This window comes from Mucilaginibacter flavus (assembly GCF_030409315.1).
Lineage (GTDB): Bacteria > Bacteroidota > Bacteroidia > Sphingobacteriales > Sphingobacteriaceae > Mucilaginibacter > Mucilaginibacter flavus.
Genome location: NZ_JAUFPS010000042.1, coordinates 197,230 through 219,806, shown reverse-complemented (window position 1 = coordinate 219,806; position 22,577 = coordinate 197,230). Strand labels below are relative to the sequence as shown.

At 44.4% G+C, this 22,577-nt stretch carries 17 protein-coding genes and 1 pseudogene; 8 read left to right on the top strand and 10 right to left on the bottom strand.

Annotation, left to right across the window (positions count from 1 at the left end):
* Positions 1-92 precede the first annotated feature (92 nt).
* Positions 93-1,529, top strand: coding sequence for a DUF3863 domain-containing protein (locus tag QWZ17_RS22210; RefSeq protein WP_290307515.1), 1,437 nt, complete (start codon positions 93-95; stop codon positions 1,527-1,529).
* Positions 1,530-1,672: 143 nt separating this feature from the next.
* Here QWZ17_RS22210 and QWZ17_RS22205 read toward each other — a convergent pair whose 3' ends face one another.
* From QWZ17_RS22205 to QWZ17_RS22175, 7 genes are all read right to left on the bottom strand, one after another.
* On the bottom strand, positions 1,673-2,200 hold the full coding sequence (locus tag QWZ17_RS22205) for a DinB family protein (RefSeq protein WP_290307514.1): 528 nt from the start codon (positions 2,198-2,200) through the stop codon (positions 1,673-1,675).
* Positions 2,201-2,389: 189 nt separating this feature from the next.
* Positions 2,390-3,289, bottom strand: a complete 900-nt coding sequence (locus QWZ17_RS22200) for a LysR family transcriptional regulator (RefSeq protein WP_290307513.1) — start codon at positions 3,287-3,289, stop codon at positions 2,390-2,392.
* 9 nt (positions 3,290-3,298) lie between these two features.
* Entirely contained in the window at positions 3,299-4,081 is a 783-nt protein-coding gene (locus QWZ17_RS22195) for a hypothetical protein (protein WP_290307512.1), read from the bottom strand.
* 385 nt (positions 4,082-4,466) lie between these two features.
* Positions 4,467-5,888 carry a COG3014 family protein gene (locus QWZ17_RS22190; protein WP_290307511.1) on the bottom strand — a complete coding sequence of 474 codons (1,422 nt, stop codon included), beginning with the start codon at positions 5,886-5,888 and terminating at the stop codon, positions 4,467-4,469.
* Positions 5,889-5,941: 53 nt separating this feature from the next.
* Entirely contained in the window at positions 5,942-6,538 is a 597-nt protein-coding gene (locus QWZ17_RS22185; RefSeq protein ID WP_290307510.1) for a penicillin-binding protein activator LpoB, read from the bottom strand.
* 51 nt (positions 6,539-6,589) lie between these two features.
* Positions 6,590-7,000, bottom strand: coding sequence for a hypothetical protein (locus tag QWZ17_RS22180; RefSeq protein ID WP_290307509.1), 411 nt, complete (start codon positions 6,998-7,000; stop codon positions 6,590-6,592).
* Positions 7,001-7,223: 223 nt separating this feature from the next.
* Positions 7,224-8,231 (bottom strand): aspartate-semialdehyde dehydrogenase, encoded by a 1,008-nt coding sequence (locus tag QWZ17_RS22175; RefSeq protein ID WP_290307508.1) that lies wholly within the window; start codon positions 8,229-8,231, stop codon positions 7,224-7,226.
* Positions 8,232-8,838: 607 nt separating this feature from the next.
* On the opposite strand from QWZ17_RS22175, the pseudogene QWZ17_RS29735 reads away from it, so the two are divergent.
* From QWZ17_RS29735 to QWZ17_RS22155, 4 genes and pseudogenes are all read left to right on the top strand, one after another.
* Positions 8,839-9,162, top strand: a pseudogene (locus tag QWZ17_RS29735) (thiol-disulfide oxidoreductase DCC family protein); the annotation flags it as partial.
* 500 nt (positions 9,163-9,662) lie between these two features.
* On the top strand, positions 9,663-10,592 hold the full coding sequence (locus QWZ17_RS22165) for a TIGR01777 family oxidoreductase (RefSeq protein WP_290307506.1): 930 nt from the start codon (positions 9,663-9,665) through the stop codon (positions 10,590-10,592).
* A 125-nt stretch (positions 10,593-10,717) separates the two neighbouring features.
* Positions 10,718-11,344, top strand: coding sequence for a phytoene desaturase family protein (locus QWZ17_RS22160; RefSeq protein ID WP_290307505.1), 627 nt, complete (start codon positions 10,718-10,720; stop codon positions 11,342-11,344).
* A gap of 17 nt (positions 11,345-11,361) precedes the next feature.
* Complete coding sequence (locus QWZ17_RS22155; protein ID WP_290307504.1) at positions 11,362-12,189, top strand: phytoene desaturase family protein; 828 nt, start codon at positions 11,362-11,364, stop codon at positions 12,187-12,189.
* A 107-nt stretch (positions 12,190-12,296) separates the two neighbouring features.
* On the opposite strand, the gene QWZ17_RS22150 is transcribed toward QWZ17_RS22155, so the two are convergent.
* The 3 genes from QWZ17_RS22150 to QWZ17_RS22140 all read right to left on the bottom strand — a co-directional run bounded on the left by QWZ17_RS22150 (position 12,297) and on the right by QWZ17_RS22140 (position 16,239).
* The gene (locus QWZ17_RS22150; protein WP_290307503.1) at positions 12,297-12,428 is read right to left on the bottom strand and encodes a hypothetical protein; all 132 of its coding nucleotides are present in this window, start codon (positions 12,426-12,428) and stop codon (positions 12,297-12,299) included.
* 168 nt (positions 12,429-12,596) lie between these two features.
* Positions 12,597-13,817 carry a DUF3999 family protein gene (locus tag QWZ17_RS22145; protein ID WP_290307502.1) on the bottom strand — a complete coding sequence of 407 codons (1,221 nt, stop codon included), beginning with the start codon at positions 13,815-13,817 and terminating at the stop codon, positions 12,597-12,599.
* Complete coding sequence (locus QWZ17_RS22140) at positions 13,798-16,239, bottom strand: DUF2339 domain-containing protein (protein WP_290307501.1); 2,442 nt, start codon at positions 16,237-16,239, stop codon at positions 13,798-13,800. The genes QWZ17_RS22145 and QWZ17_RS22140 overlap by 20 nt, the downstream gene beginning before the upstream one ends.
* 571 nt (positions 16,240-16,810) lie before the next feature.
* On the opposite strand from QWZ17_RS22140, the gene QWZ17_RS22135 reads away from it, so the two are divergent.
* The 3 genes from QWZ17_RS22135 to tkt all read left to right on the top strand — a co-directional run bounded on the left by QWZ17_RS22135 (position 16,811) and on the right by tkt (position 22,514).
* On the top strand, positions 16,811-19,201 hold the full coding sequence (locus tag QWZ17_RS22135) for an alpha-L-rhamnosidase-related protein (RefSeq protein ID WP_290307500.1): 2,391 nt from the start codon (positions 16,811-16,813) through the stop codon (positions 19,199-19,201).
* Positions 19,202-19,731: 530 nt separating this feature from the next.
* Positions 19,732-20,487, top strand: coding sequence for an ROK family protein (locus QWZ17_RS22130; protein WP_290307499.1), 756 nt, complete (start codon positions 19,732-19,734; stop codon positions 20,485-20,487).
* 20 nt (positions 20,488-20,507) lie between these two features.
* Positions 20,508-22,514 carry a transketolase gene (gene tkt / locus QWZ17_RS22125; protein WP_290307498.1) on the top strand — a complete coding sequence of 669 codons (2,007 nt, stop codon included), beginning with the start codon at positions 20,508-20,510 and terminating at the stop codon, positions 22,512-22,514.
* Positions 22,515-22,577 lie beyond the last annotated feature (63 nt).

Sequence of the window (22,577 nt, the reverse complement as noted above, 5' to 3'; positions counted from 1 at the left end):
TAATATCTATGAATTACTGTCGGCCAAATAGATTTTATCTATGAAGCAAACCCGGTTTCGGTGGTTACATTTGAGCATCTATTGTAAACGTTATGGAACGACGGACTTTTTGTAAAAACTCTTTATTAGGCGGTGCCGCGGTGCTGGCCAATCCTTTAATTGGCAGGGCCAATGCGCTGAACCTTTTTGGCGGCAACCAGGTTACACCTTTAATGGGCAACCGCTTTGTTACCTTTTGCATTATGATCCGTACTTCGCCCTGGGAGGTATCGCGCGATGTAAAGCTCATTAACCGCGACGAAGCCTTCGCGCATACTTTGGAGGTTGCACAGCGCCTAAGGGAAACCTTTGCCAAAAACGCGCCCGGCGGCAGGCTCACCTGGGGTTTTACGCTGAACGCGCTGGAAGATAAGCGCCAGAACTACGTAGACATCCGCAAATACGTGGCCGATTGCCAGCTTAAATATGGCGATGAGGTTTCTTATTTCCCCGGCTACTTCCCGGCCATGTACCTGCCCCGTAAACGTATAAACCAGGAAATGACCGAAGCCCTGCAACGTATTACACATATGGTAGGTAATGGCTATCGCCCGAAGGGGATTATGGGCGGCTTTTTATCGGCCGATAACCTGGCTTACCTGGCCGAAAAGGAAGATATCCATGTGGCGCACGCCGTAATTTGGAGCCAGCATGAAACCGATGGCGGCGGAGCCGATGGTTCGCCCTCCTACCCTTTTTATCCATCCAAACAACATTTTTGTAAACCCGCCCAGGGCAAAAGCGATTTTATTGATTGCGTAAACCTGGATGGCTGGAGCGTTGATTTTTTAAACGCCTTGCAAAGCGGTAACGTATGGGGAACTACGCCGTTTAACGGTGCGGCAAGCAGGCGTGGCGTTGGGCCGATAGAAACCTATGGCGATTGGGGACTTGATATTGGCCATTATGCGGTGATGCATACGCAATCTATTCATTTTGATAAAGGTTTTGAGCTGAATGGTTTTGGCTGGATTCCGAACATATGGGAGGCCGCATTAGTAAAAATAGCCGAACGTAAAAACTGGGACGATACCCTGGCCTACCGGGCGCTGGATAAATGGATTGGCGCCACCGTACAACGCTGGCCCGACGTAAAGTTTATAACCTTTGGCGAGTATGGCGAGATCTGGCGTAACCACTACAGTGATAACAACCAATGGAACTATCGCTTTGAAGAAAAGGGCCTGGGCATTGGCAATTCATGGGGTAACGAAGAGATCAAATGGTATATGAACAAGGAATTTCGCCTGGCTACAGTACGGAACTGGCACCGCAACACGCCCGAAATGGTGGTCGACTTTACACGGTATGATCTGCCGGCCCAGGAACCCGCCGATCCGTCGCCGCAAAAACCGGCTAAAGACTGGAGCCTCATGAACCGCATTAATCAAAAAGGCCTGCGCCCGCAGGATGCTCCCATTTTATTGAGCCAGCTTACTAATGATGAAAAAGATATGATTGTTAAATATTATCCAGGCTTGTTTAAGTAAAGGGGATATCCTTTGTATTCAAAATCGTAACAACAACTCTTGTTTAATTTTATTTGCATTGGTCTGAATAACAACAACTCTCAGAAGAAACGACAGGCGCTATGCTGCGGGTTTGATTGACGCATGGCCTCTATTTTATTCAATTAATTGAGGAGCTCCTTCGCAATTAATTCCAGCTGGTGAATATGCCGTTGCGCGTGGTATAAAGCTACGCATACCCACTCCAGCCGGGTAAGTTGTCCTATGCCTGTAAAATCAAAACTTGTACAGGTATCTGTAAGATCCAACTGTGCCGATATTTGTATTAGCTGGTCAAAAGCGGTAGCCACTTCAGGAATTAATATCGCTTTATCATATCGCTTAGGTTCGGGTATCAGGCTTGGGGCTGATGGATATTTGGCGTTAAAGTCAAGAAAAAGGTTCCTGATCGCGTTTACATTTTGATCGGGTGCCCGGTTAGTGGCCGTAGCGGGTCCTTTCAATATTTGAATACTTCCGGAGAGCGATAGCCTCAGGTGTTCCGTGTTTTCTGCCGCGCTCCATTTTCCTTCAAATGGTGTATTGTTAAAATTAAGTTCATTGATGCCCGCCAATACTTCGACTAAATGCGCCGCTGTTGATTGCAGTTCGATCAATAAAGGTTGCGGTAGGGTGTTTTGCTGATCTTTCATGATTTATCCCTTAGGTTATATCTCAAAGATAGGGTTCCATAGCCTTAAAAGACCGGGGCAAAAACGACACTTAAGGGGCGGTTTGCGACAATTTCATTTTGCATCGGCCCGTTAAATGGGGTAATATAAATCGTATACCTTGCATGCGGACCACAAGGCAGAGCCTTGCGGCAGCTACGAATAAAAAGATTAGCTATTGATATGCTGCAATGCGAAGTTGATAAAGTTGCTTGTTAACCCGTAATCCTCTGTGCCTTTGCGACGAATGAAAAAGAAATCGCGGGTAATTTTCAGGCCCTCTATGGGTACCCCAACCAGGTCGCCCTCGGCTAATTGCCTTACTATGGATGGGCGGGGCATAAAACCAAGGCATTGATCGGCCAATAAAAAGTTCTTCAGCGCTTCGGTACCACCCAGGCGGATTTTTACCGATAGATCTGCCGGTTTGATATGCAGGGCCGAAAGCGATTTTAGGACGGCGTTAAGCGTGCCAGAGCCACGCTCCCTAACAGCCAAAGGTGTTTTAACCAATTGCTTTAAAGTGAGCGAGCGGCCCGCCAAAGGACTTTTAGCCGAGCATACCGGTATCACCTCATCGCTCATAAATGGCGTGTAGGATACCGTTGTGAGTTTATTATCAACCTCAATAATACCAATATCAACTTCGTGGTTTAGCAGCGCATTCAGGATATACTCTGAGTTACGGTTTACCAGCTGCACATCCACATTCGCATATTCGCGCTGAAAGCCGGAAAGTATCGATGGTAAAATATACAAGGCGATGGTGGTACTGGCACCTAAACGCAAATGCCCGGCCGCCTGCGAAAGGTTGCTGAGTACCGATAGGTCGTATTCAATTTTCCGTTCTATCTCGGTAGCCTGTTGCAGATATTCGTTGAGTTTTTTTCCGGCTTCGGTGAGCAGGATGCTGTTGCCTTTACGCTCAAACAGGGGCACTTTATACTGATCTTCCAGCGCTTTGATGTGCTTGCTGATGGCCGGCTGCGTTACAAACAGCACCTGTGCCGCCTTTGAGAAACTCAAATTGGCAGCCACTTCCATAAAAACACGGTGAGCGAAGGAGATCATGGCGCTAAGTTAGCTTTTTACCTTCTCAAAAAACTGCCCTGTAAATTTGTAGGTGATAAATCTACGGGTCATTTTACCTTTATAGTCAACTAACGGTGCCAGGATGGTTTGGGCTTTGGCATCAACGGTTATGGTGGGGAATGTATCCCAATCGGCTACTGAATTTAAATCGTACTCATAGTAAAGCCGGCTTAGCACCGCTGTTGGCGTTTTAACCATGGGCACGCGGCCATTCAATACTCCTTTTTCTATAGCATAAGCCCGAATACCCTGCCCGGCTTTGGTAGCCGACATTACCGAGTTATACACTGCCAGGTACATGGTTTTATTATTGGCCGTAAACATATAAATTTTAGGGAACCAATACGCTTCCTTGCCCGGCGGGTCCATTTTTAACAGGGAAAGTGTTTGAGCGCCAACTTTGTATTGCAGTATATTATCAAAATCGTAGCCTCCGTTGCCCAGCCGGGTATCCCAGGAGTAGGTACGGAACATGCCATCCGCAGAGGTTGCGATTACCATCCGTTCTTTTATTAGCGATGTAAATTTTTGGCTAATGGTGAAAGGATATTTTGAAGTGTAGTATTTAAGTTTAAAAGCAAAAATGCTGTTCATCTTTTTTAAAGAATCAACTGCCTTAAATTCCTTTTTATGTGTGCCGTAATAGTTTACCCGTTTAAAGATCCGCAGCAAATCATCCTCAATAGCCTGTGGACTACTTATAGTTTGCCCGAATGAATGGGCAGTAATAAAACAGCTGCAAAAAATAAATATCAGCCTAAATGATCTCATCGGAAACAAGTTAGTAAAAAAGCATCAACATGCTAAGATAACAGTTATAATTTATAACTAAATGGCAAGATGGTTTGCTTTCAAAGGAAATAGCTTTAATATAGGAGGCACCTAACGGAGCCCAAAAACAATATGTGGCTTTACTATAAACACGATACTCCTACGGAGTGCTGAATTGCTTTCGTTTAATGTATATCATGAATAGATAATAGAATTATCTCCTAACTCTAAATCAATTTAAGGATAATACCCCATAAAGCGATGGGGCTCCAGCGGAGCCACGTGTTTATAGCTTAAATGCCCTAAAATATTTGGCTCCGTTAGGTGCCTCCTATATTAAAGCGATGAACTATAATGGTTTTGTTTTATTAAAACGCTAATCTCCCTACCTCAACGTAGCATAATTATAAAACTGCAATCCGCCGTTACCCTGTACATTAATAGTTTTGGTTTCGGTAGCACCATGCGCGTTTGTTAAAGCTATGCTTACTTTATTATCTCCTTTTTGCAGTGGAACACGGGCGTAAGAGATAGAAGAAGGCAGGGACTGCCAGTTGCGGGTATCGGCTTTTTCTGATAGCAGGCTGTAAAGCTGAATACCGTATCCCAACCCTTCTAACACGCCGTTTGTTTTGCCATCGGTGGTGGCCGCGGCGCGTACGCTGTACTCAGCAATCTTTTTAACCGCAAGCCTGGCCAACACTTTGCCCATTTCTTTTAAGGCGCGTTGCCTCAGTGTTGCAAAAGCCAGTTCATTAACATCTTCGGTTTTTTCAAAAGGGATTTGCTGGTTATTTACCGCAACGCTGCCGGTTAAATAATAAAGCGGCTGGGCAATGTATTTTGGAAATGCCACACGCATGGTTTCAACCGATTTTAATTTTACGCTGTTCCTGTCGCCGCTATAATTAAAGGGGATTTCTAAACCGGTTCCGTCAACAAAAAACAGGCCGCCATCACTATGCCTTACCAGGCTAAAAAATAAATCCTCCTGGGTTTTAACAGGAGCCAAACCGTTTTCCCAAAACAGGATCAGCTCGCCACCCTCTAAAGGTTTTTCGGGTTTATATTGAATATTAAATGTTTTCTCAAACTGATCGGCCTCGGTTGTAAAACCGTTTAGCATAGCCGTCCGGATCACATCCTCTTTTAATCCCATTGGCATGGTGGTGCCGTAATAGGTTTGGTCGGGGTTTTTCAGGTAAATCTCGGCAGCATTGCGGTACGATATAAAGGCGTTATTTACATCGTTATTCTTTTCATAAAGCATCCCCTGGAACATCAGCGAAAATGCGTCGTTGGAGTACCGGTTATCCTTATTGTTAAATTTATCGCCCTGCTGCTGCGCTTGCAATGTAATACGGCGGGCTTCTACAATGGCATCTTCGGTATTGTGGAGATACAAATAATTAAGCGCCTTGTAATAATGCACCATGAATTTTTCAAAATCCTCGCCTTTGTACGTTTGCGACAGGGAGTTAACTAGCAGGCCAACCGCCGCGTCGGCAGTGCCGCTCAGGCCACTATCAAGCAGGTTATCGGCATTATTAAAATACTTATTGCTTGCTTCATATTCGCCCCTCAAATGCGCTATGCGGCCCTTCTCCATCAAAAACAATAGTTTATTGCGGGGCTTTTGAATGAGGCCATTATTATCCAGGTCTTTTTCGGCCTGGGGGTAATTGCCGGCGTAAACGTTTTTGTAATAAGAGGTAAGGCTTTGGTTGTAAGTGGTACAACCAAATAAAAAAAGCATCATCCCGATAACAGATGATGCGCGAAAAAAATACGTACGTATGTTTATCATTATAAGGTTTAAGTAAGCCCGGATATGGCATACCATATTCGGGCTTTACTCAATTAATTTTTTACGTATTTGGCTATTTTTTTCTCACCTATCCAAACTACTTCATTGGTTTGAATATTGGTAAGCTCCAGGTTTACCTGGTAGTAAACCACTTTTTGGCGTTTGTGCGCGTCAACAATAGAATTGATGGAGCCTTGCAGTATATAATCGGCACCGTTCTCTAAACCAAATTGTTTCATGGTTGATACGGTGGCGTTGGTCTGCTGATCGGCTTTTTCGGCACGCAGCTCTTCACGTTTTTTACCGCCTTGTACCAAACGCACTTTTTGAGTTTGGATAAATGAGCTTTCTATATCCTTTAAAAACGTTTCGGCATCAATATGCTCGTGGCTCTTGTTTTGAACAAAGCCCACAATAACCACCGGTTTTTTGCCCTGGTGTTCGTTTTGGTGGGTGTCTATCCAGTTTGCACCTAAAATTTTGCCGGTAAGTTCATCGGCGGCCATCCTTGAGTCGCTGTTATTCCAGTTGCCGCTTACATCGATGGTTTCGTCGGTGTTTACACGGGTTACCTGCCTTGTTGCGCATGAGACCACAAAAAGTGTTGAAGCTGCCAACGCGGCAATGGTTAAAATCCTATTGAATTTCATTGGTATGATGTTATTAAATTATGATGGTTTGATTGTATGTTGTGCTATTTGTTACCAGCCGAAGCCTACTCCTATGCTTGAACGACCGCCCCAGCCGCCCCAGCCGCCACGGCCCCAGCTGCGGCCAAAACCAAAGTTTAAGGATGGTGTGTAATAATTATCATAAAAGCCCCATGATGGTGTATAATCATAATACCCGTTCATGCGTTCCTGGTGCCGCCATTCGCGGTTTTGCTGGCGACGGGCAAGTTTGGCCTCGTACCAATCATATGCTTTATAAGTGTCCTGTATGGTAGTGCCGTGTAAGCTGTTCAGGCTATCTGCTCCCAGGGCATACTTAATTTGGCTTTCCCTAAAACGCGGATTTTGATCGGCAAGAAGGGTAATTTGCTGCGCGCTAACTTTGCTGCTGTAAATGCCACATAACACGGTAACGGCTGCTATAATTATCTTAGTTTTCATGATGAAATAAAATAATGTAATTAAAATACAAATGACGTTATTAAACGTAATAAGTTAACGGCAATGCACTGTTAAATTGTGTTAATAAGCCTCTTTTTACTTAATTATGAAAGATAAAGTTATATCGGTACAAAAAAGCCCGAAATCAGCAGTATTACACTGCTGTTTTCGGGCTTCTGAACTTTTATTAAAACTTACGGGGCAAGCCCCGGCTCAATTAAACTTATGCCTCAACCGGCTGACCGATGAGGTTTTTTGCCGCAAGATATTCTGCAATTTGTACGGCATTGGTAGCAGCACCTTTACGCAGGTTATCTGATACTATCCAGCAGTTTAACGTATTATCCTGGCTTTCGTCACGGCGTAAGCGACCTACAAACACCTCGTCTTTATCGTGCGCGTCAAGCGGCATTGGGTATTTAAGATTGGCGGTATCATCAACCACAACAATGCCTGGCGAATTAGCCAACAGATCACGGACTTCACTCAAATCAAAATCATGTAAAAACTCAATGTTTACAGATTCTGAGTGACCGCCCATAACCGGGATACGCACGGTGGTAGCCGTAACTTTAATGCTATCATCGCCCATGATCTTTTTGGTTTCCAGGATCATTTTCATTTCCTCTTTGGTGTAACCATTGTCGGTGAAAACATCAATCTGCGGAATCACGTTCAGGTCGATAGTATAAGGGTAAACCTTAGGGCCATCAATACCTTTACGCTCGTTAAACAACTGGTCAACAGCCTTAACGCCTGTACCTGTTACCGATTGGTAGGTAGATACTACTACGCGTTTAATTTTATATTTATCGTGCAGTGGTTTTAAAGCCACTACCATTTGTATGGTTGAGCAATTTGGGTTGGCAATGATCTTGTCATCGGCGGTTAATACATCGGCATTTACTTCGGGCACAACCAGTTTTTTGGTTGGGTCCATACGCCAGGCCGATGAATTATCAATAACAGTGGTGCCTGCAGCCGCGAAAAGCGGAGCCTGCGTTAATGAAGTGCTTCCGCCGGCGCTGAAAATGGCAACGTCCGGCTTCATCTTAATCGCATCCTCAACAGAAACTACCTTAAACTGCTTACCCTTAAAAGTAATTTCTTTACCAATACTTTTCTCTGAAGCTACGGGAATTAATTCTGTAACGGGGAAGTTGCGTTCTGCCAGAACCTGCAACATTTTGGTGCCTACTAAGCCAGTAGCACCTACTACTGCGACTTTCATTTTGTGTTAAATTGTTAAATAATAAATATTAAACCCCAAATATGCACATTTTATTTGATAATCTACTGAGTTAGTAGTTAATAAAACGGAGAAGAGCTTATACAAGGAGATACAACTGGAAACAGGTAGCCGCTATGCTCAATGTCATTAAGTTAAGAGATTGACAGGTTGCTCCATCGGAGCAAAAGCTTTGTAGCATGCGAGAAATTAATATTTTTTGCGTGCCGTAGGTACGCTACTCAGGTTCCGTACCTACGGCACGGGGGCTGTTTCTTGTTTTTTCTACAAAGCTTTACCCCCTATGGGGGAGAAAATCCTTAACTTAATGACCTTACGCTATGCGACAGAGCGTAAGGTATAGTAATAACCACTTTAAACGTAAATATACAACCGCCGGCATCCAACGCCGCTATACCTGCCGCATAGCAGCTACCTGTTTGTAGAAAAAAACCATAAAACATTTATGCACCGTAGGTGCTACCTCCACCGCCGAAAAAGCAAATACAGGTATGGTACAAAAAACCAATAAATATATTTTCAGTATTTATTGAAAATTCAAAACAAACCGTACATTTGTCTTGTTAAACAATAACAAACCTTTACTACAATGAAAACGCTTAGCAACCACATGGTACTTTTTGATGCAGAATGCCCCATGTGCCGTGTATATACCAAAGCCTTTGTAAAAACCGGTATGCTTGATGATGCCGGCAGGGCAGCCTACCAAACCATGCCTCAAAACAATTGCCCGGTTTATGACAGGCAACGCGCCGTTAATGAAATTGCCCTTATTGATATGAAAAGCGGCGAGGTTACTTATGGCATTAAAAGCCTGTTTAAAATATTGGGGAACGCCTGGCCTGTATTTGCTCCCCTATTTGCTTTTAATCCTTTTGTGTGGTTAATGAGCAAGGTTTATGCCTTTGTGTCTTACAACCGCCGGGTTATTATCCCGCCCACTGCCGAAGACGCCGGTTTTGCCTATCAGCCTACTTTCAAATTGCATTACCGCATCGCCTATTTGTTATTCACCTGGTTTTGCACGGGTTTTATACTCACCCGGTACGCGCATTTGCTGGTAGGGATGGTACCACTTGGCAACGCCTACCGCGAATACATGATTTGCGGCGGCCAGGTTATTTTCCAGGCATTGGTGATCAGCACCTTTGCCAAAGAAAAAATGTGGACGTACCTTGGCAACATGATGACTATCTCTTTTGCAGGCAGCCTGTTATTGCTTATTCCCTTGGCTGTTAGTCATTGGTTTAAGCTTGGGCCATTGCCTGCTACCATTTGCTTTATGGGCGTGGCCGGGCTGATGTTTTTAGAGCATATACGCCGCACCAAATTATTGCAATTAGGCTGGGTAATGACTATTACCTGGGTGTGTTATCGCATTGCATTATTGTTCATCATTTTAAATTAAAAGCCATGAAACCTTATAAAAAAATTGTGCTTGCCGGCGGTAACGGTTACCTGGGCACGGTACTTGCCAAATACTATAAAAACCTGGCCGATGAAGTAATCATCCTGGCCCGCAAACAGGCCCCTGCTGTTGATAATATCCGCACGGTGGTTTGGGACGGCAAAACAGAAAACGGCTGGACAGTGCAGTTAACCCATGCCGATATGCTCATTAATCTTTGCGGCAAAAACGTAAATTGCCGTTACACCAAAAAGAATAAGGCCGAAATCATCGCATCACGGGTGGTGCCTACCAAACTCCTGGGCGATGTGATCCATAAAATGACCGATCCGCCAAAACTCTGGATCAATATTACCTCTGCCACCATTTACCGCCACGCCCAGGACCACCCGCAGGACGAACTAACTGGTGAAATAGGCTACGGCTTCAGCATTGATGTATGCAACATTTGGGAAAGCACCTTTTACCAGAGCGAAACCCCGCATACCCGTAAAATTGCCTTGCGCATGGGCATTGTGCTTGGGCGCAGCAACAGCGTTTTTCCGCGCTTGCTTAACCTGGTAAAACTGGGCATGGGCGGCAAACAAGGTGATGGCGAGCAATACCTGGCCTGGGTGCATGAACATGACGTCGCCCGCAGCACCCAATACCTGCTCGATCATCCCGAAATGGAGGGCGTTTACAATTGCACCGCACCATATGGTGAAAAAAACGCTGATTTTATGCGCCACATTCGCAAGGCATACGGCATGCCTATTGGCTTACCGGCCCCCCAATGGCTGCTTGAAATTGGCGCTAAAGTAATCGGTACCGAAACAGAACTGATATTGAAAAGCCGCTGGGTAAAACCGCAGCGCTTGTTAGATGCAGGTTTTATTTTTCAATATGAAAAAGCGGAGTATGCTATTCATGATATTTTGAGTATAAAGGGGTAGCCACTAAAGCGTCCTTCCAACATGTCTGTTCCCAGGGGCGCATTACTCCTCTAACTTCGGTTGGTTGGGCAAAATGAAAAGAGGGCCTTGAGTACCGAAATATTTATCTTATTTTATCTCGACAAATGCAGAGTTACGACGTAGTTATTATAGGATGTGGAGTTGCCGGCATGGCAACTGCTACCAGGCTCCAGGCAGCGGGAAAATCAACCCTGATTTTAGAAGCGCATGGTCAGCCGGGCGGCTGCGCGGGCTTCTTTTCCAAAAAAGGATTTAGCTTTGATGTTGGCGCCACTACGCTTGTTGACTTTGAGCAAGGCGGTATTGGCGGCGAATTACTCAACGCCATAGGTCTGAAAATGCCCGAATCGGAACCGTTGGATTACCGGTTATGGTTGCCTGGCAAGTCGATCCAGCTTTACCGCGATAAAAATAAATGGCACCAGGAAAGAATAGCAAAGTTAGGAAACACACCTGCCCATGCACGTTTCTGGGCTTTAATGGATAAGCTGGCGCGTGTGTTTTGGCAGGCCAGCAGCAAGGGTGTGAAATTGCCTATCCAGAACATTGGAGACGCTTTAAACGCGGTTAATTCAATTGGTATCAGTAATATTTTGCTGGGCCGTTTTTTAAACTGTACCGTAATAGATATTTTAAAAAAAAATGGACTTGAAAACGACCGGGAGTTAAAGGCGGTACTATCTATGCTGGTAGAAGACACTGTAAATAGTACCCTTGAAGAAGCCCCTTAATTAACGCGGCCCTTGGAATGACCATACGCGGCGCCGGATTGCGACGAGCCAAGGGTGGGATGAAAGGTTTTTGGGCAAACTTAACCGCTCATTATAAAAAACTGGGCGGAGTGTTATTAGTAGGCCACAGGGTTGAAAAGTTAGAGTCCATGAACAACGGCTATATGGTTATAACCAGGAAAGGAACTTTCCTGGCCAGGCAGGTTGTAAGCGCGATACCTGCCGAAAACACGATGACTATTGCTCCGCCTAATATAAAACAGATTTTAAACCGTTACGTTACAAGAGATAACGACCGCTACGAAAGCGCTATTGTTGTTTTTTTGGGCGTACCCGAATCTGAAGTGAGCTGTCAACCTATTACGCATCACCAGCTATTATATGATTATAATTTACCGCTGGGCAACGGGAACAATATGTTTATTTCTGTTTCGGCCCAGGGCGATACTGATAGTGCCCCCAAGGAATACAGGGCAGTAATGATATCGACACACTGCAAGCTTAGCGAATGGCGGCATCTTACCGAAGAAGCTTATCAGCAGAAAAAAGAAGACATGGGCAAACATTTGATTAATTTGGCAAAGCAGGTATATCCTCAATTAGGCACAAACGCGGTGTTATATGAGGTGGGGACACCACGTACGTATCAAAAATATACCGGAAGGATAAACGGTACCGTTGGCGGTATCAGGCAAAATTTACAAAACTCAAATCAGAAAGCGATGCCACATGATATTGGTATAAAAAACTTCAGAATGGTCGGCGACACCACCTGGCCCGGTCTTGGCACCGTAGCATGCATTGTTGGCAGTAAAATAGTTGCCGATCAGTTGCTGAATAATTAAAGCCCGCCCGTTGTTGGTGTTGTCACCAACAACTTTATCCGGCGCTATCATCACTAAGAAAATCTTGCCATTGTTCCAAAACATCAAGTAGCAATTCTTAGTGTTTTTTAGGTAATCGACCATTGCTGGGTACCCGAACCTGTTGTTGGTGACAACACCAACAACGAGCGGAGTATGCTATTCATGATATTTTGAGTATCAAAAGGTAAGGATAACGATACGATAAAAACAGAGGGCATGTGCGATTCCCCTCTTGAGAGGGGCGGAGGGGTGTGTTTATATAAACGAGTAGAACGCGGGCTAAACACCCCCCTGCCATCGCTCATTCCTTCGCGCCCCCTCTCAAGAGGGGATTTAAAATCCTGGGGCGCAAAAACAAATAACACAATTTAATCTAAACCTTATCGTTATTCTCCCGCCTTCTTCCCCACTTCCTTCACCATCTTTAAAGTAAGCAGTAGCAATACACCAACAGCGGCAATGATGGCAAGCCAGATCAGCACCGTATAATCTTTAGCTGCTTTTGGTTTTTCGGCGATGGCTACGGTATTTTTAACGATAGCTTGATGATTAATTGCCGGGATATTATCCTTTATGCTATCGGCAAAAAACTTCAAATCGTATTCGGGTGCCTGGGCGGTGGAGTCGCCGGCAAGCAGGTGATAGCTTTGTTTGCCTTCCAGGTAACTGATAATGTATTCGTCGGATTGATAGGCCTTGATATCGCTGATAGCTAAAGGCTGATTATCGCCATTGCTGATCTGTATTTGCAGTTGTTTTGCTTTCGCGGCAAAAAGCAGATCGTTGTTTTTTATGGAATTTAGTTCGGCCTCTAAAACGGCTTCTTTATAGCCGCCAATTACCTGATAAATGATAACGCTTCGTTTAAAGTATTTGGGCGCGGTGATATTAAGATGCAGCTTGTTTACCTGGTAATTATCATTCAGTTTTATATTGATAAAGGTGATCTTGTTACTATCAGCACGGGTAAATGTAAGTCCGGGGATAGGGGTGTAAGCCAGCATGGCGGCATACGCGGTATAAACACCGGCCTGCAAAAATTTGATAGGCGTTTTGTTTTTATCATCAACCAATAGCTTTAAATAGCGGTAACTGCTGGCTGGGAATGAGAGCGATTGCATGTAAGTGCCCTCGCTGTTTTGTACGGCTTCCTGTAGTGGGATATTTTCCTGTATGGCAAACCATTGTTTAAGGTCATCGCTGCCCACCAGGTTTACTTTACGCTGCACGGCGGTATTTTGCAGCTTTATCCAAAGGCGATCAAGCGGCAGCCCCGTTTTGTTTTCAACCACGTAGGTGGTGCCGGTATCAGTGGGCAGACGAGCGTCTATCGTATTAAAAACAACAAAACTTTTCTGATCTTTTTGCGGCAGGCTGCCTGCCTGTATATAAGGCACAAAATTGCCTTTGGCATCAGTTATCCTGATATCGGCCATATCGCCCTTTGCTTTGGCAATAAAGGCCGGCTGCAGGTTAATGCGGTAAAAGCCCGTACTATCTGCCTTTTGCAGCGCGGCACCATATTTAAAAGTTTTTTGTGCCGATGCAGCAAGCGTTAAGCCGCAAAATAACGCGGTTAATACAATGCTATTCTTCCTTAGGCTCATCGGCCTTTTTGGTGGTTTCATCATCAACAATAATTTTTTTAACCTTTTGGTACATGAACGATATTATGAGCAGCAAAATACCCAGGCAAAAGAATGCCGCTATTTTACCGGCCTGCGGGATATCCACAATATCAAACAAAAATAGTTTTAATAATGTAAGCGAAAACAGGCTTAACGATACAATACGCATGGTGCGCATTTTATACCGCATACCCAGCCACATCAACGCGAACGACAGCAGTCCCCATAAAATAGGCAGCGTAGTTTTGATGTAAACCGTTTCAATCCTGTCAATATCGTGCATTTTACTGTAGAACAGCAGGTTGCTCAACAGGCAAATTTCCAGACTTAAAAATGCGACAACACCGGCGCTGATGATCCAAGTAAAAAGGGTTTTCATACCAGCATCTAACGTAGACTGGCACAGGCGGATGAGGCGGTAAAACAAGAGGCATATAAACAAGGCACTGATCCAATGCGCCGAGTAATGACTTAGCGGCGTTTTTTTTAATGTCAGCATATCGGTAAGCAGGCTAAAGAAACCAGGCATCACCGCCAGGTAAATAGTGATAGCAACCACCAGGATTCCAATGCGCAAGCTATCATTAAATCGCAATACGGTAACTTTTAGCGATACCAGGTAATAGGCATAAATAAATGCCGGCGTATACAGCATCATGTACAAGATGTTTAATGATGTTTCGGGATAGCGATTCGAAAACTGGTGGTTCACTTCTAAAAGTCCGCTTAAAAATAATAACGCAAGACCTATCGTACTAAAGATATACGGGCTTATTTTGACATCGCCTTTGCCCTGCTCCTGATCGCGTCTTATCAGCACAAACATCAGCGATGAACTGACTGCGGCTACCAGCGTTGTAATAAATCCCTTGTTGGCAATAATGGTTAATGTGCCCTGTTGGTAAATGTATATCTGGTACCAGTCCATAAACAGGCTCAGCAACATGGCTGTATATAAAATAAGCGATGTCAGTCTCATGAGTTTGATAGACGAGCGCAGATATAGCCAGTACAACAACACCGTTTCGGTAGCCCAGAAAAGCGTAATACTGTTACCATGTAACTGAATTGGCGCGGCTAATGAAATAAACGTGAGCGTAATACCAATAAGCAGGTACAGCACATTGGTATCAACCTTACGGTTGCGGAACAGGATGTATGATAAAACAAGGTTCACCACAGCCAAACTCACACAAAATAAGCCCCTGAATTGCTGCTCGTGCATCATGGTAAGCAGGTACAGACCTACGCCAAAATACAAACCCGTGTTAAGCAGCAGGATACTGAAATCAGAGCCTATAAACTTTTTGTTTTCCTTTACATTATTGGCCACATTAATGGCAAAGTACAGTACGTAAAATATGCTGGCATATATAAAGCCGTAATGGTATGTAGCCGGGGTAAGCGTATACACCACGCCGCCAAATACCAGTACGGTAAAGGCAAAGGATACAATGTTAAGCACCCGCCACGCTTTATAGTAGGCGATAACCAGCAGACCGGTGTTCAATATCAGCAGGTAAATAAACAAAGCATCATAATTGGCTTTGCCGGTACTTACCATAAACGGACTGGCAAAGCCGCCCACCAAAGCGATAACCGCCAGTTCCTGCTTATCATACAACAAGGCAAGCAGCACCGCGAAAATGGTGATCACTATCAAAATAACAAATGCGGCCACCTGGCTATCGGGTAAATGAAACTGGTGATGCCCCAGCGTAATAATAAAATAAAACACCGCCAAACCGCCGCCGGCCAATACCGAACTAAACGCCTTATAACTATTGCGTAACCGATGGGCTATCCCTATTAAAATAGCGCCGCAAGCCACGCCAATACCGATACGCCCCAGCGGACCAACCCAGTTATTATCAATAGCAAACTTTACAAAGTAGCCAATGGCCAACACCAATATGGCAATGCCAATTTTATTGATCAGGTTTTCGCCAATGAATTTCTCCAGATCAGGGTGGCTTTCAAAAAAAGATGGCTTTGGTTCGGCCGGAGTTGGCGGAATGTGAGCATTGGTTTTTACAGGGCGATGTATGGTGGATAAACTGTCGCTAATCACTTCTGATTGTTTTTCAAGGGTTAAAGGTTCTACAAGTTCGGCCTTAATATCAACTTCTACCACAACCGGTATTACCGGCGTAACTACGATTGGTTCATCGGGTGTTTTAACAACCGGGGCCTCTTTTGTAACGGGCTTAGGTTTTTCATCTGATTTAGCTGTTTCATCACCGGATGCCAGTCGCCTCAATTGATCAATCATCAATTTAAGCTGCAATATCTGGGCTTGCAACTCATCGTTCTGTTTGTTGAGTTGCCGGGTTATACTTCCCTTGCTGTTAATCACCAAAATAACGATGAGCAGGCACACAAATAAGGTTAAAATATCCATAGGTATCAGGTAAGGTAAAAAATAAAGATAGGTGGAATTACATAACAAACAACAATTGTACAATATTGGTACAGGAAAGGTTTTTAAAATTGGGCAATGTTTTCAGCGTGAGGATGGGTTTAAATTCCATTCCCATAGTGTAAGGTTTTTTTATTCCCTTCCTCGGGAGGGGTGCGGCTGGGAATGCGCGCAAATGCAGGGAGGGGTTTCTAAAAGCGATGGAAAACGTGGCGATGGGTAGCTGATTAAACCCCAACCTCCTCCTTCCCCCAATGTCATTAAGTTAAGGATTTAATGTTGATTTTAATATTGAACACAGAATGTCCAATATCGAATAATGAAGTAAAACCCTTCGGTGTTGGACATTCAAAATTCATTATTCGATATTATTTCTAATTCTGTTTTTCCTTAACTTAATGACATTGCCTCCTTCCCCAAGGAAGGAATCGCACACGCCCACCGCCTTTTTTCATACGTTGCCCCACGCTTCCCTACAATGCTATTTTCAATATCAAACCATCTAACTTTAATTGTAATTTAGCATTACAACCACCTGTTAACCTACACTTTCATGAAAGCACTTTTAAAGCCCTTATTATTGCTGCTGTTTTTATCGGCCGCGATAAACGGAAACGCCCAAACTATTAATCCGGCCTTATTGAAAGGTTCATGGAAAGCGGCCTGGATAACCTTGCCCGGCGAGTCTTTAAAAGATTATGGTGTGTATTATTTCAGGAAAAGTATCGATCTTAAAGATAAACCTGTAAACTTCGTTGTACACGTATCGGCCGATAACCGGTACAAGCTATATGTTAACCAAACGCTGGTATCCTTGGGCCCGGCCCGTGGCGATACTTATTACTGGAACTACGAAACCGTCGATCTGTCGCCTTACCTTAAAGCGGGGGTGAATACCATTGCCGCGCTGGTCTGGAACGACGGCGATTACCGTCCCGAAGCGCAGATCAGTCTGCAAACAGGCTTTATTATGCAGGGCGATTCGGAGGCCGAGGCTGTAGTAAATACCGATAAAACCTGGAAAGGTGTTCGTAACCCGGCTTATAAGCCGCTCACCGGTATTGGCTTTCACCCTTATTATGTAGCCGGGCCGGGTGAACGGATAGATATGAACCAGGGCATCGATAATTGGGACGCGGCATCTTTTGATGATAGCGGGTGGAAAAACGCTATCAAAATAGATAATGGCAATACCAAGGGAACGGTTAACGCTTTCGCTTGGATGCTGGTGCCTTCGGCCATCCCGCCGGTGGAGCTAACCATGCAGCATATTCCTGTGCTCCGCAAGGCAGATGGTATTAGTGTTCCCAAAACTTTCCCGGCAACAAAAACCGCTATTACTATCCCGGCAAATACCACGGCTACCTTACTGCTCGATCAAACTTATTTAACCAACGCTTATGTTACCCTTAATTTTAGCAAAGGCAAAAACGCGGGTATCAGCTTAAGCTATGCCGAAGCCCTGTTTACCAAACTAAACCCCAACGGCGAATGGGAAAAGGGCAACCGCAATGAAGTGGAAGGGCATGTTTTTGCCGGTCGAAAGGATAGTATTATTTCCAATGGCGCTAATGGGCAATCGTTTACTACGCTGGCTTTCCGCACTTATCGTTATATTCAATTACAGGTTAAAACAGGTGCCGAACCTTTAATTATTGATGATCTTTACGGCACCTTTACCGGTTATCCGTTTCAGCTAAATGCCAGACTCAACGGCACGCCCGAAATGCAAAAGATGCTGGATATTGGCTGGCGCACCGCCCGTCTTTGCGCCTGGGAAACCTATACCGATTGCCCGTACTATGAGCAATTGCAATACGTTGGCGATACCCGCATCCAGGCCCTGGTATCGTATTACAACAGCGGCGACGACCGCCTGGTGCGCAATGCCATCAACCTGATGGACCACTCCCGCCTGGCCGAAGGTATTACCCTGAGCCGACATCCCTCCTTTTCGCCACAAATAATTTCCACATTTTCATTATGGTACATTGGCATGCTGCATGATTACTGGATGTACCGGCCCGATAGCAGCTTTGTAAAAGATAAACTGCAGGGCGTACAGGATGTGCTTATGTTTTTTGCCCGATACCAACAGCCCGATGGTTCTTTAAAAGATACCCCATACTGGAACTTTGCCGATTGGGTTGGCGGCAAAGGCTGGGATTTTGGGGCGGCACCGGTAAGCGCCAAAGGAAGCTCGGCATTGTTAGATATGCAATTGATGTGGGCCTACAGCCAGGCCGCCCAAATGGAGGCTAAATTGGGCGCGTCCTACTTTGCAAAAATGTACGCCGATAAAGCATCCCAATTAAAAGCTACTATTCAAAAAAAGTATTGGGTGACCGATAAGCAACTATACTCCGATGTGGAAGATGATCACCTGTTTTCGCAACATACCAACTCCCTGGCCATATTAACCGGGATGGCATCCGGCGCAGACGAAACCGCCCTTGGCAAGAAACTAATGACCGATAGCACGCTTACCCAATGTACCATCTATTTTAAATACTACCTGCACCAGGCCTTAATAAAGGCGGGCTTTGGCGATAACTATTTGAGTTGGCTCGACATTTGGCGGCGCAACATCGACATGGGCTTAACAACCTGGGCCGAGATCTCCGACCTGGAACATAACCGGTCCGACTGCCACGCCTGGGGAGCCAGCCCTAATATTGAGTTTTACCGCACCGTGTTGGGGGTAGATAGCTACGCACCAGGCTTTAGCGAAGTAAAAATTGAGCCACACCTGGGCGATTTGAAAGCGATAAGCGGCGAAATTCCGCACCCTAACGGCCAAATAGCTGTAAAATATGAGCTAAAAAAAGGAAGGTGGAACATAGATATCACGCTGCCGCCAAATTTATCGGGCTTTTTTATATGGAAAGCGCAAAAATATTCCATAAAACCGGGCAAAAATTTAATTTCTATTAAAAATCAATAAAAAACATGATTTAAATCATGTTTTACTATGTAATATTTGATTAAAAAGACATATTTGCAATGATTTTAGACATAAATACTATAATTAACCAACAAACAACACAGAAAACCTAATTTTTTCTGACATTTTAAGCCATTTATTGCAATCTCTTACAAAACAATGCCGCCATAATCGCGAAATATTGGTTAAAAACCAAACAGACATAGTGCTAAGCCAGTCGAGTATCTATTAAGAGAGTTTAACATGAGATAACGATGATTTGAAACCCATCGTAACAGTGCAAATTCACCGAGGAGTTATGAACATTTGTGTCCAAATGACACGTTTTTGCCACATTTAAGTAAATAGTTTTAAATATCTGTTGACAAAGCAAACATCCGGGCTAACTTTACTCTTGTACTGTTTACCGCTCTGGGTGTTATTTATGCAATTTAACATACAGATATTATTAAAAATGTGATATTTACGCGCTACAATTACTAAACACCCTGGTTAACACCGGGTTCCAAAAGCGTTAAAATCTATATTCAATGAAAACTACTTCATCTCAGGTAAAAATTCTTTCAATCGATATCGGTGGCTCACACATTAAGGCCACTATTTTAAACAGCAAGGGCGAATTAAAGATGGAGTACGATAAGATCGCTACCCCGGCACCAGCCAGCCCCGAAAATCTGATCAACGCCATCAAGGTGCTGATCAAAAAGTTCCCTGCTTATGATAAAATCTCGGTTGGCTTCCCTGGTTATGTGAAAAACGGCGTTGTTAAAACCGCGCCAAACTTAAACACCAAGCTATGGGCCGATGTTGACCTGGCGCAAAAACTTACCGAAACCCTGGGCAAACCCACGCAAGTAGTAAACGATGCCGATATGCAAGGCTTAGGCGTTGTAGCAGGCAAAGGGCTTGAAATGGTAATAACCCTGGGCACCGGTTTTGGTACAGCCCTATTGATGGATGGCCACCTGCTGCCGCATTTTGAACTTTCGCACCTGCCTATTAAAGAGGGCAAAGATTATGACGATTACATTGGCGAGCGGGCGTTGGAGAAAGAGGGTAAAGAAAAATGGAACAAACGGATGAAAAAGGTTTTTGAAATATTAAAAACCGTATTCAACTACGATACTTTATATATAGGCGGCGGCAATTCAGACATGCTTACTTTTAAGTTGGATAAAAACATGAAAATTGTAACCAATGCCGATGGCATCAAAGGCGGAGCCAGGCTGTGGCTTGATGATAGTGAAAGCAAAACAAAACGCGTAGTAGCAACCCCAACAGAATAATATACAATACCAACATAATAATGGAAAACACACAGGACATAGAAAAATTAGCAATAGATACCGTAAGGATCTTATCGGCAGATGCGGTGCAAAAAGCAAACTCGGGCCACCCCGGCACAGCAATGGCACTGGCACCTATGGGCCACGTTTTATGGTCAAAAGCATTAAACTACAATCCTAAAAACCCGGATTGGGCAAACCGCGACAGGTTTATCCTATCATGCGGTCACGCTTGTATGTTACAATACAGCTTTTTGTATTTAACCGGGTACGATTTAAGTTTAGATGATATTAAACAATTTCGCCAGTTAAACAGCAAAACCGCCGGTCACCCCGAGTACGGTTTGGCTCCTGGTATTGATGTTACAACTGGTCCGCTGGGACAGGGTTTTGCCAACGGTGTAGGTTTTGCCATAGCACAAAAACACTTAGCCGCGCGTTATAACAAACCAGGCTTTGATCTTTTTAACTACCATGTATATGCTATTGTAAGTGATGGCGATATGATGGAAGGTGTTACTTCTGAAGCCGCCTCATTAGCTGGTCACCTGGAGTTGGGTAACATTATTTATTTATACGATGATAACCATATCTCGATAGAAGGTGCTACAGATATTACTTTTAACGAAGATGTAAGCGCCCGTTTCCGTTCATACGGCTGGCATGTACAGGATTTACCGGATGTTAACGATACCCACGCTTTAGAGCTTGCTTTGATAAACGCTAAAGCCGAAGCGCAAAAACCATCGTTGATCCGCGTACGTTCGTTAATCGCTTATGGCAGCCCTAATAAATCTGGTACTGCAGGTTCGCATGGCGCGCCGCTTGGTGCCGATGAAATTAAACTGGTAAAAGAATTTTTTGGCTTTGATCCGGATAAATCATTCAACGTGCCTGATGAAGTATTAAAATACTACCATGACAAAGGTGCCCGTGGTGGTGCAGCCGAAGAAAAATGGAATAAATTATTTGCCGATTATAAAGCAGCCTACCCTGAATTAGCTGCAGAATACGAAGCCGCGTTTAAAGGCGAACTGCCTGAAGGCTGGTTAGATGCATTACCGGTATTTAAAGCGTCTGATCCTAAAATGGCTACCCGTGTGGCATCTGGCAAAACGCTTAACGCGCTTGCAGCAGGCCTGCCAAATTTAATTGGCGGCGCGGCAGATTTAGCCCCGTCTACAGAAACCAACCTTAAAGGGTTTGATTCTTTCACATCTGAAAACCGTGGCGGCCGTAACTTTCACTTCGGTATCCGTGAGCATGCCATGGGTTCGGCTTTAAATGGTATGGCTTTAACAAAAGGCGTATTGCCTTTTGGCGCTACTTTCCTCATGTTCTCAGAATATATGCGCCCGCCAATCCGTTTGGCCGCTATTATGAAAGTGAGCCCTATATTTGTTTATACCCACGATAGTATTGGTTTAGGCGAGGACGGCACAACCCACCAACCGGTTGAGCAATTAGCCTCTTTACGCTCTATCCCAAATGTTACCATCATTCGCCCGGCCGATGCCAACGAAAGCGCGCATGCATGGCGGGTAGCCATTGAGAAAAAAGGCGGCCCAACAGTATTGGTATTTACCCGCCAGGGCTTGCCTATCCTTGATCAGGATAAATACGCGAAAGCCGAAAATCTTGAAAAAGGCGCTTACGTCTTATCAGAAGCCAGCAAAAACCCCGATTTGATTTTAATGGCAACCGGTTCTGAAGTAGCCCTGATTATGGATGCACAGGCTAAATTAGAAGCCGAAGGTATTTCAACCCGCGTGGTGAGTATGCCATCGTGGGAATTGTTTGAAAAACAGGATGCGGCTTACAAAGAGTCGGTATTCCCTAAAGCATACAAAAAACGTTTAGCCGTTGAAATGGCATCGCCAATGGGCTGGCATAAATACACTACCGACGAAGGCGACATGCTTGGCATGACCACCTTTGGCGAATCGGCCCCGGCAGATGACTTGTATAAACACTTTGGCTTCACAGTTGATAATGTTGTAGCGAGGGCGAAAGCTTTATTAAAGTAGTAAGTAGTAAGTATCAAGTAGTAAGATTTTTTCTATTGCTTGATACTTACCTCCGTTTTAAGT

Bases quoted from the DNA above. Each gene is read 5' to 3' on its own strand.
- QWZ17_RS22210 (WP_290307515.1), top strand. From the start codon at position 93: ATGGAACGACGGACTTTTTGTAAAAACTCTTTATTAGGCGGTGCCGCG.
- QWZ17_RS22205 (WP_290307514.1), bottom strand. From the start codon at position 2,200: ATGAAAGATCAGCAAAACACCCTACCGCAACCTTTATTGATCGAACTG.
- QWZ17_RS22200 (WP_290307513.1), bottom strand. From the start codon at position 3,289: ATGATCTCCTTCGCTCACCGTGTTTTTATGGAAGTGGCTGCCAATTTG.
- QWZ17_RS22195 (WP_290307512.1), bottom strand. From the start codon at position 4,081: ATGAGATCATTTAGGCTGATATTTATTTTTTGCAGCTGTTTTATTACT.
- QWZ17_RS22190 (WP_290307511.1), bottom strand. From the start codon at position 5,888: ATGATAAACATACGTACGTATTTTTTTCGCGCATCATCTGTTATCGGG.
- QWZ17_RS22185 (WP_290307510.1), bottom strand. From the start codon at position 6,538: ATGAAATTCAATAGGATTTTAACCATTGCCGCGTTGGCAGCTTCAACA.
- QWZ17_RS22180 (WP_290307509.1), bottom strand. From the start codon at position 7,000: ATGAAAACTAAGATAATTATAGCAGCCGTTACCGTGTTATGTGGCATT.
- QWZ17_RS22175 (WP_290307508.1), bottom strand. From the start codon at position 8,231: ATGAAAGTCGCAGTAGTAGGTGCTACTGGCTTAGTAGGCACCAAAATG.
- QWZ17_RS22165 (WP_290307506.1), top strand. From the start codon at position 9,663: ATGAAACCTTATAAAAAAATTGTGCTTGCCGGCGGTAACGGTTACCTG.
- QWZ17_RS22160 (WP_290307505.1), top strand. From the start codon at position 10,718: ATGCAGAGTTACGACGTAGTTATTATAGGATGTGGAGTTGCCGGCATG.
- QWZ17_RS22155 (WP_290307504.1), top strand. From the start codon at position 11,362: ATGACCATACGCGGCGCCGGATTGCGACGAGCCAAGGGTGGGATGAAA.
- QWZ17_RS22150 (WP_290307503.1), bottom strand. From the start codon at position 12,428: ATGCCCTCTGTTTTTATCGTATCGTTATCCTTACCTTTTGATACTCAA.
- QWZ17_RS22145 (WP_290307502.1), bottom strand. From the start codon at position 13,817: ATGAGCCTAAGGAAGAATAGCATTGTATTAACCGCGTTATTTTGCGGC.
- QWZ17_RS22140 (WP_290307501.1), bottom strand. From the start codon at position 16,239: ATGGATATTTTAACCTTATTTGTGTGCCTGCTCATCGTTATTTTGGTG.
- QWZ17_RS22135 (WP_290307500.1), top strand. From the start codon at position 16,811: ATGAAAGCACTTTTAAAGCCCTTATTATTGCTGCTGTTTTTATCGGCC.
- QWZ17_RS22130 (WP_290307499.1), top strand. From the start codon at position 19,732: ATGAAAACTACTTCATCTCAGGTAAAAATTCTTTCAATCGATATCGGT.
- tkt (WP_290307498.1), top strand. From the start codon at position 20,508: ATGGAAAACACACAGGACATAGAAAAATTAGCAATAGATACCGTAAGG.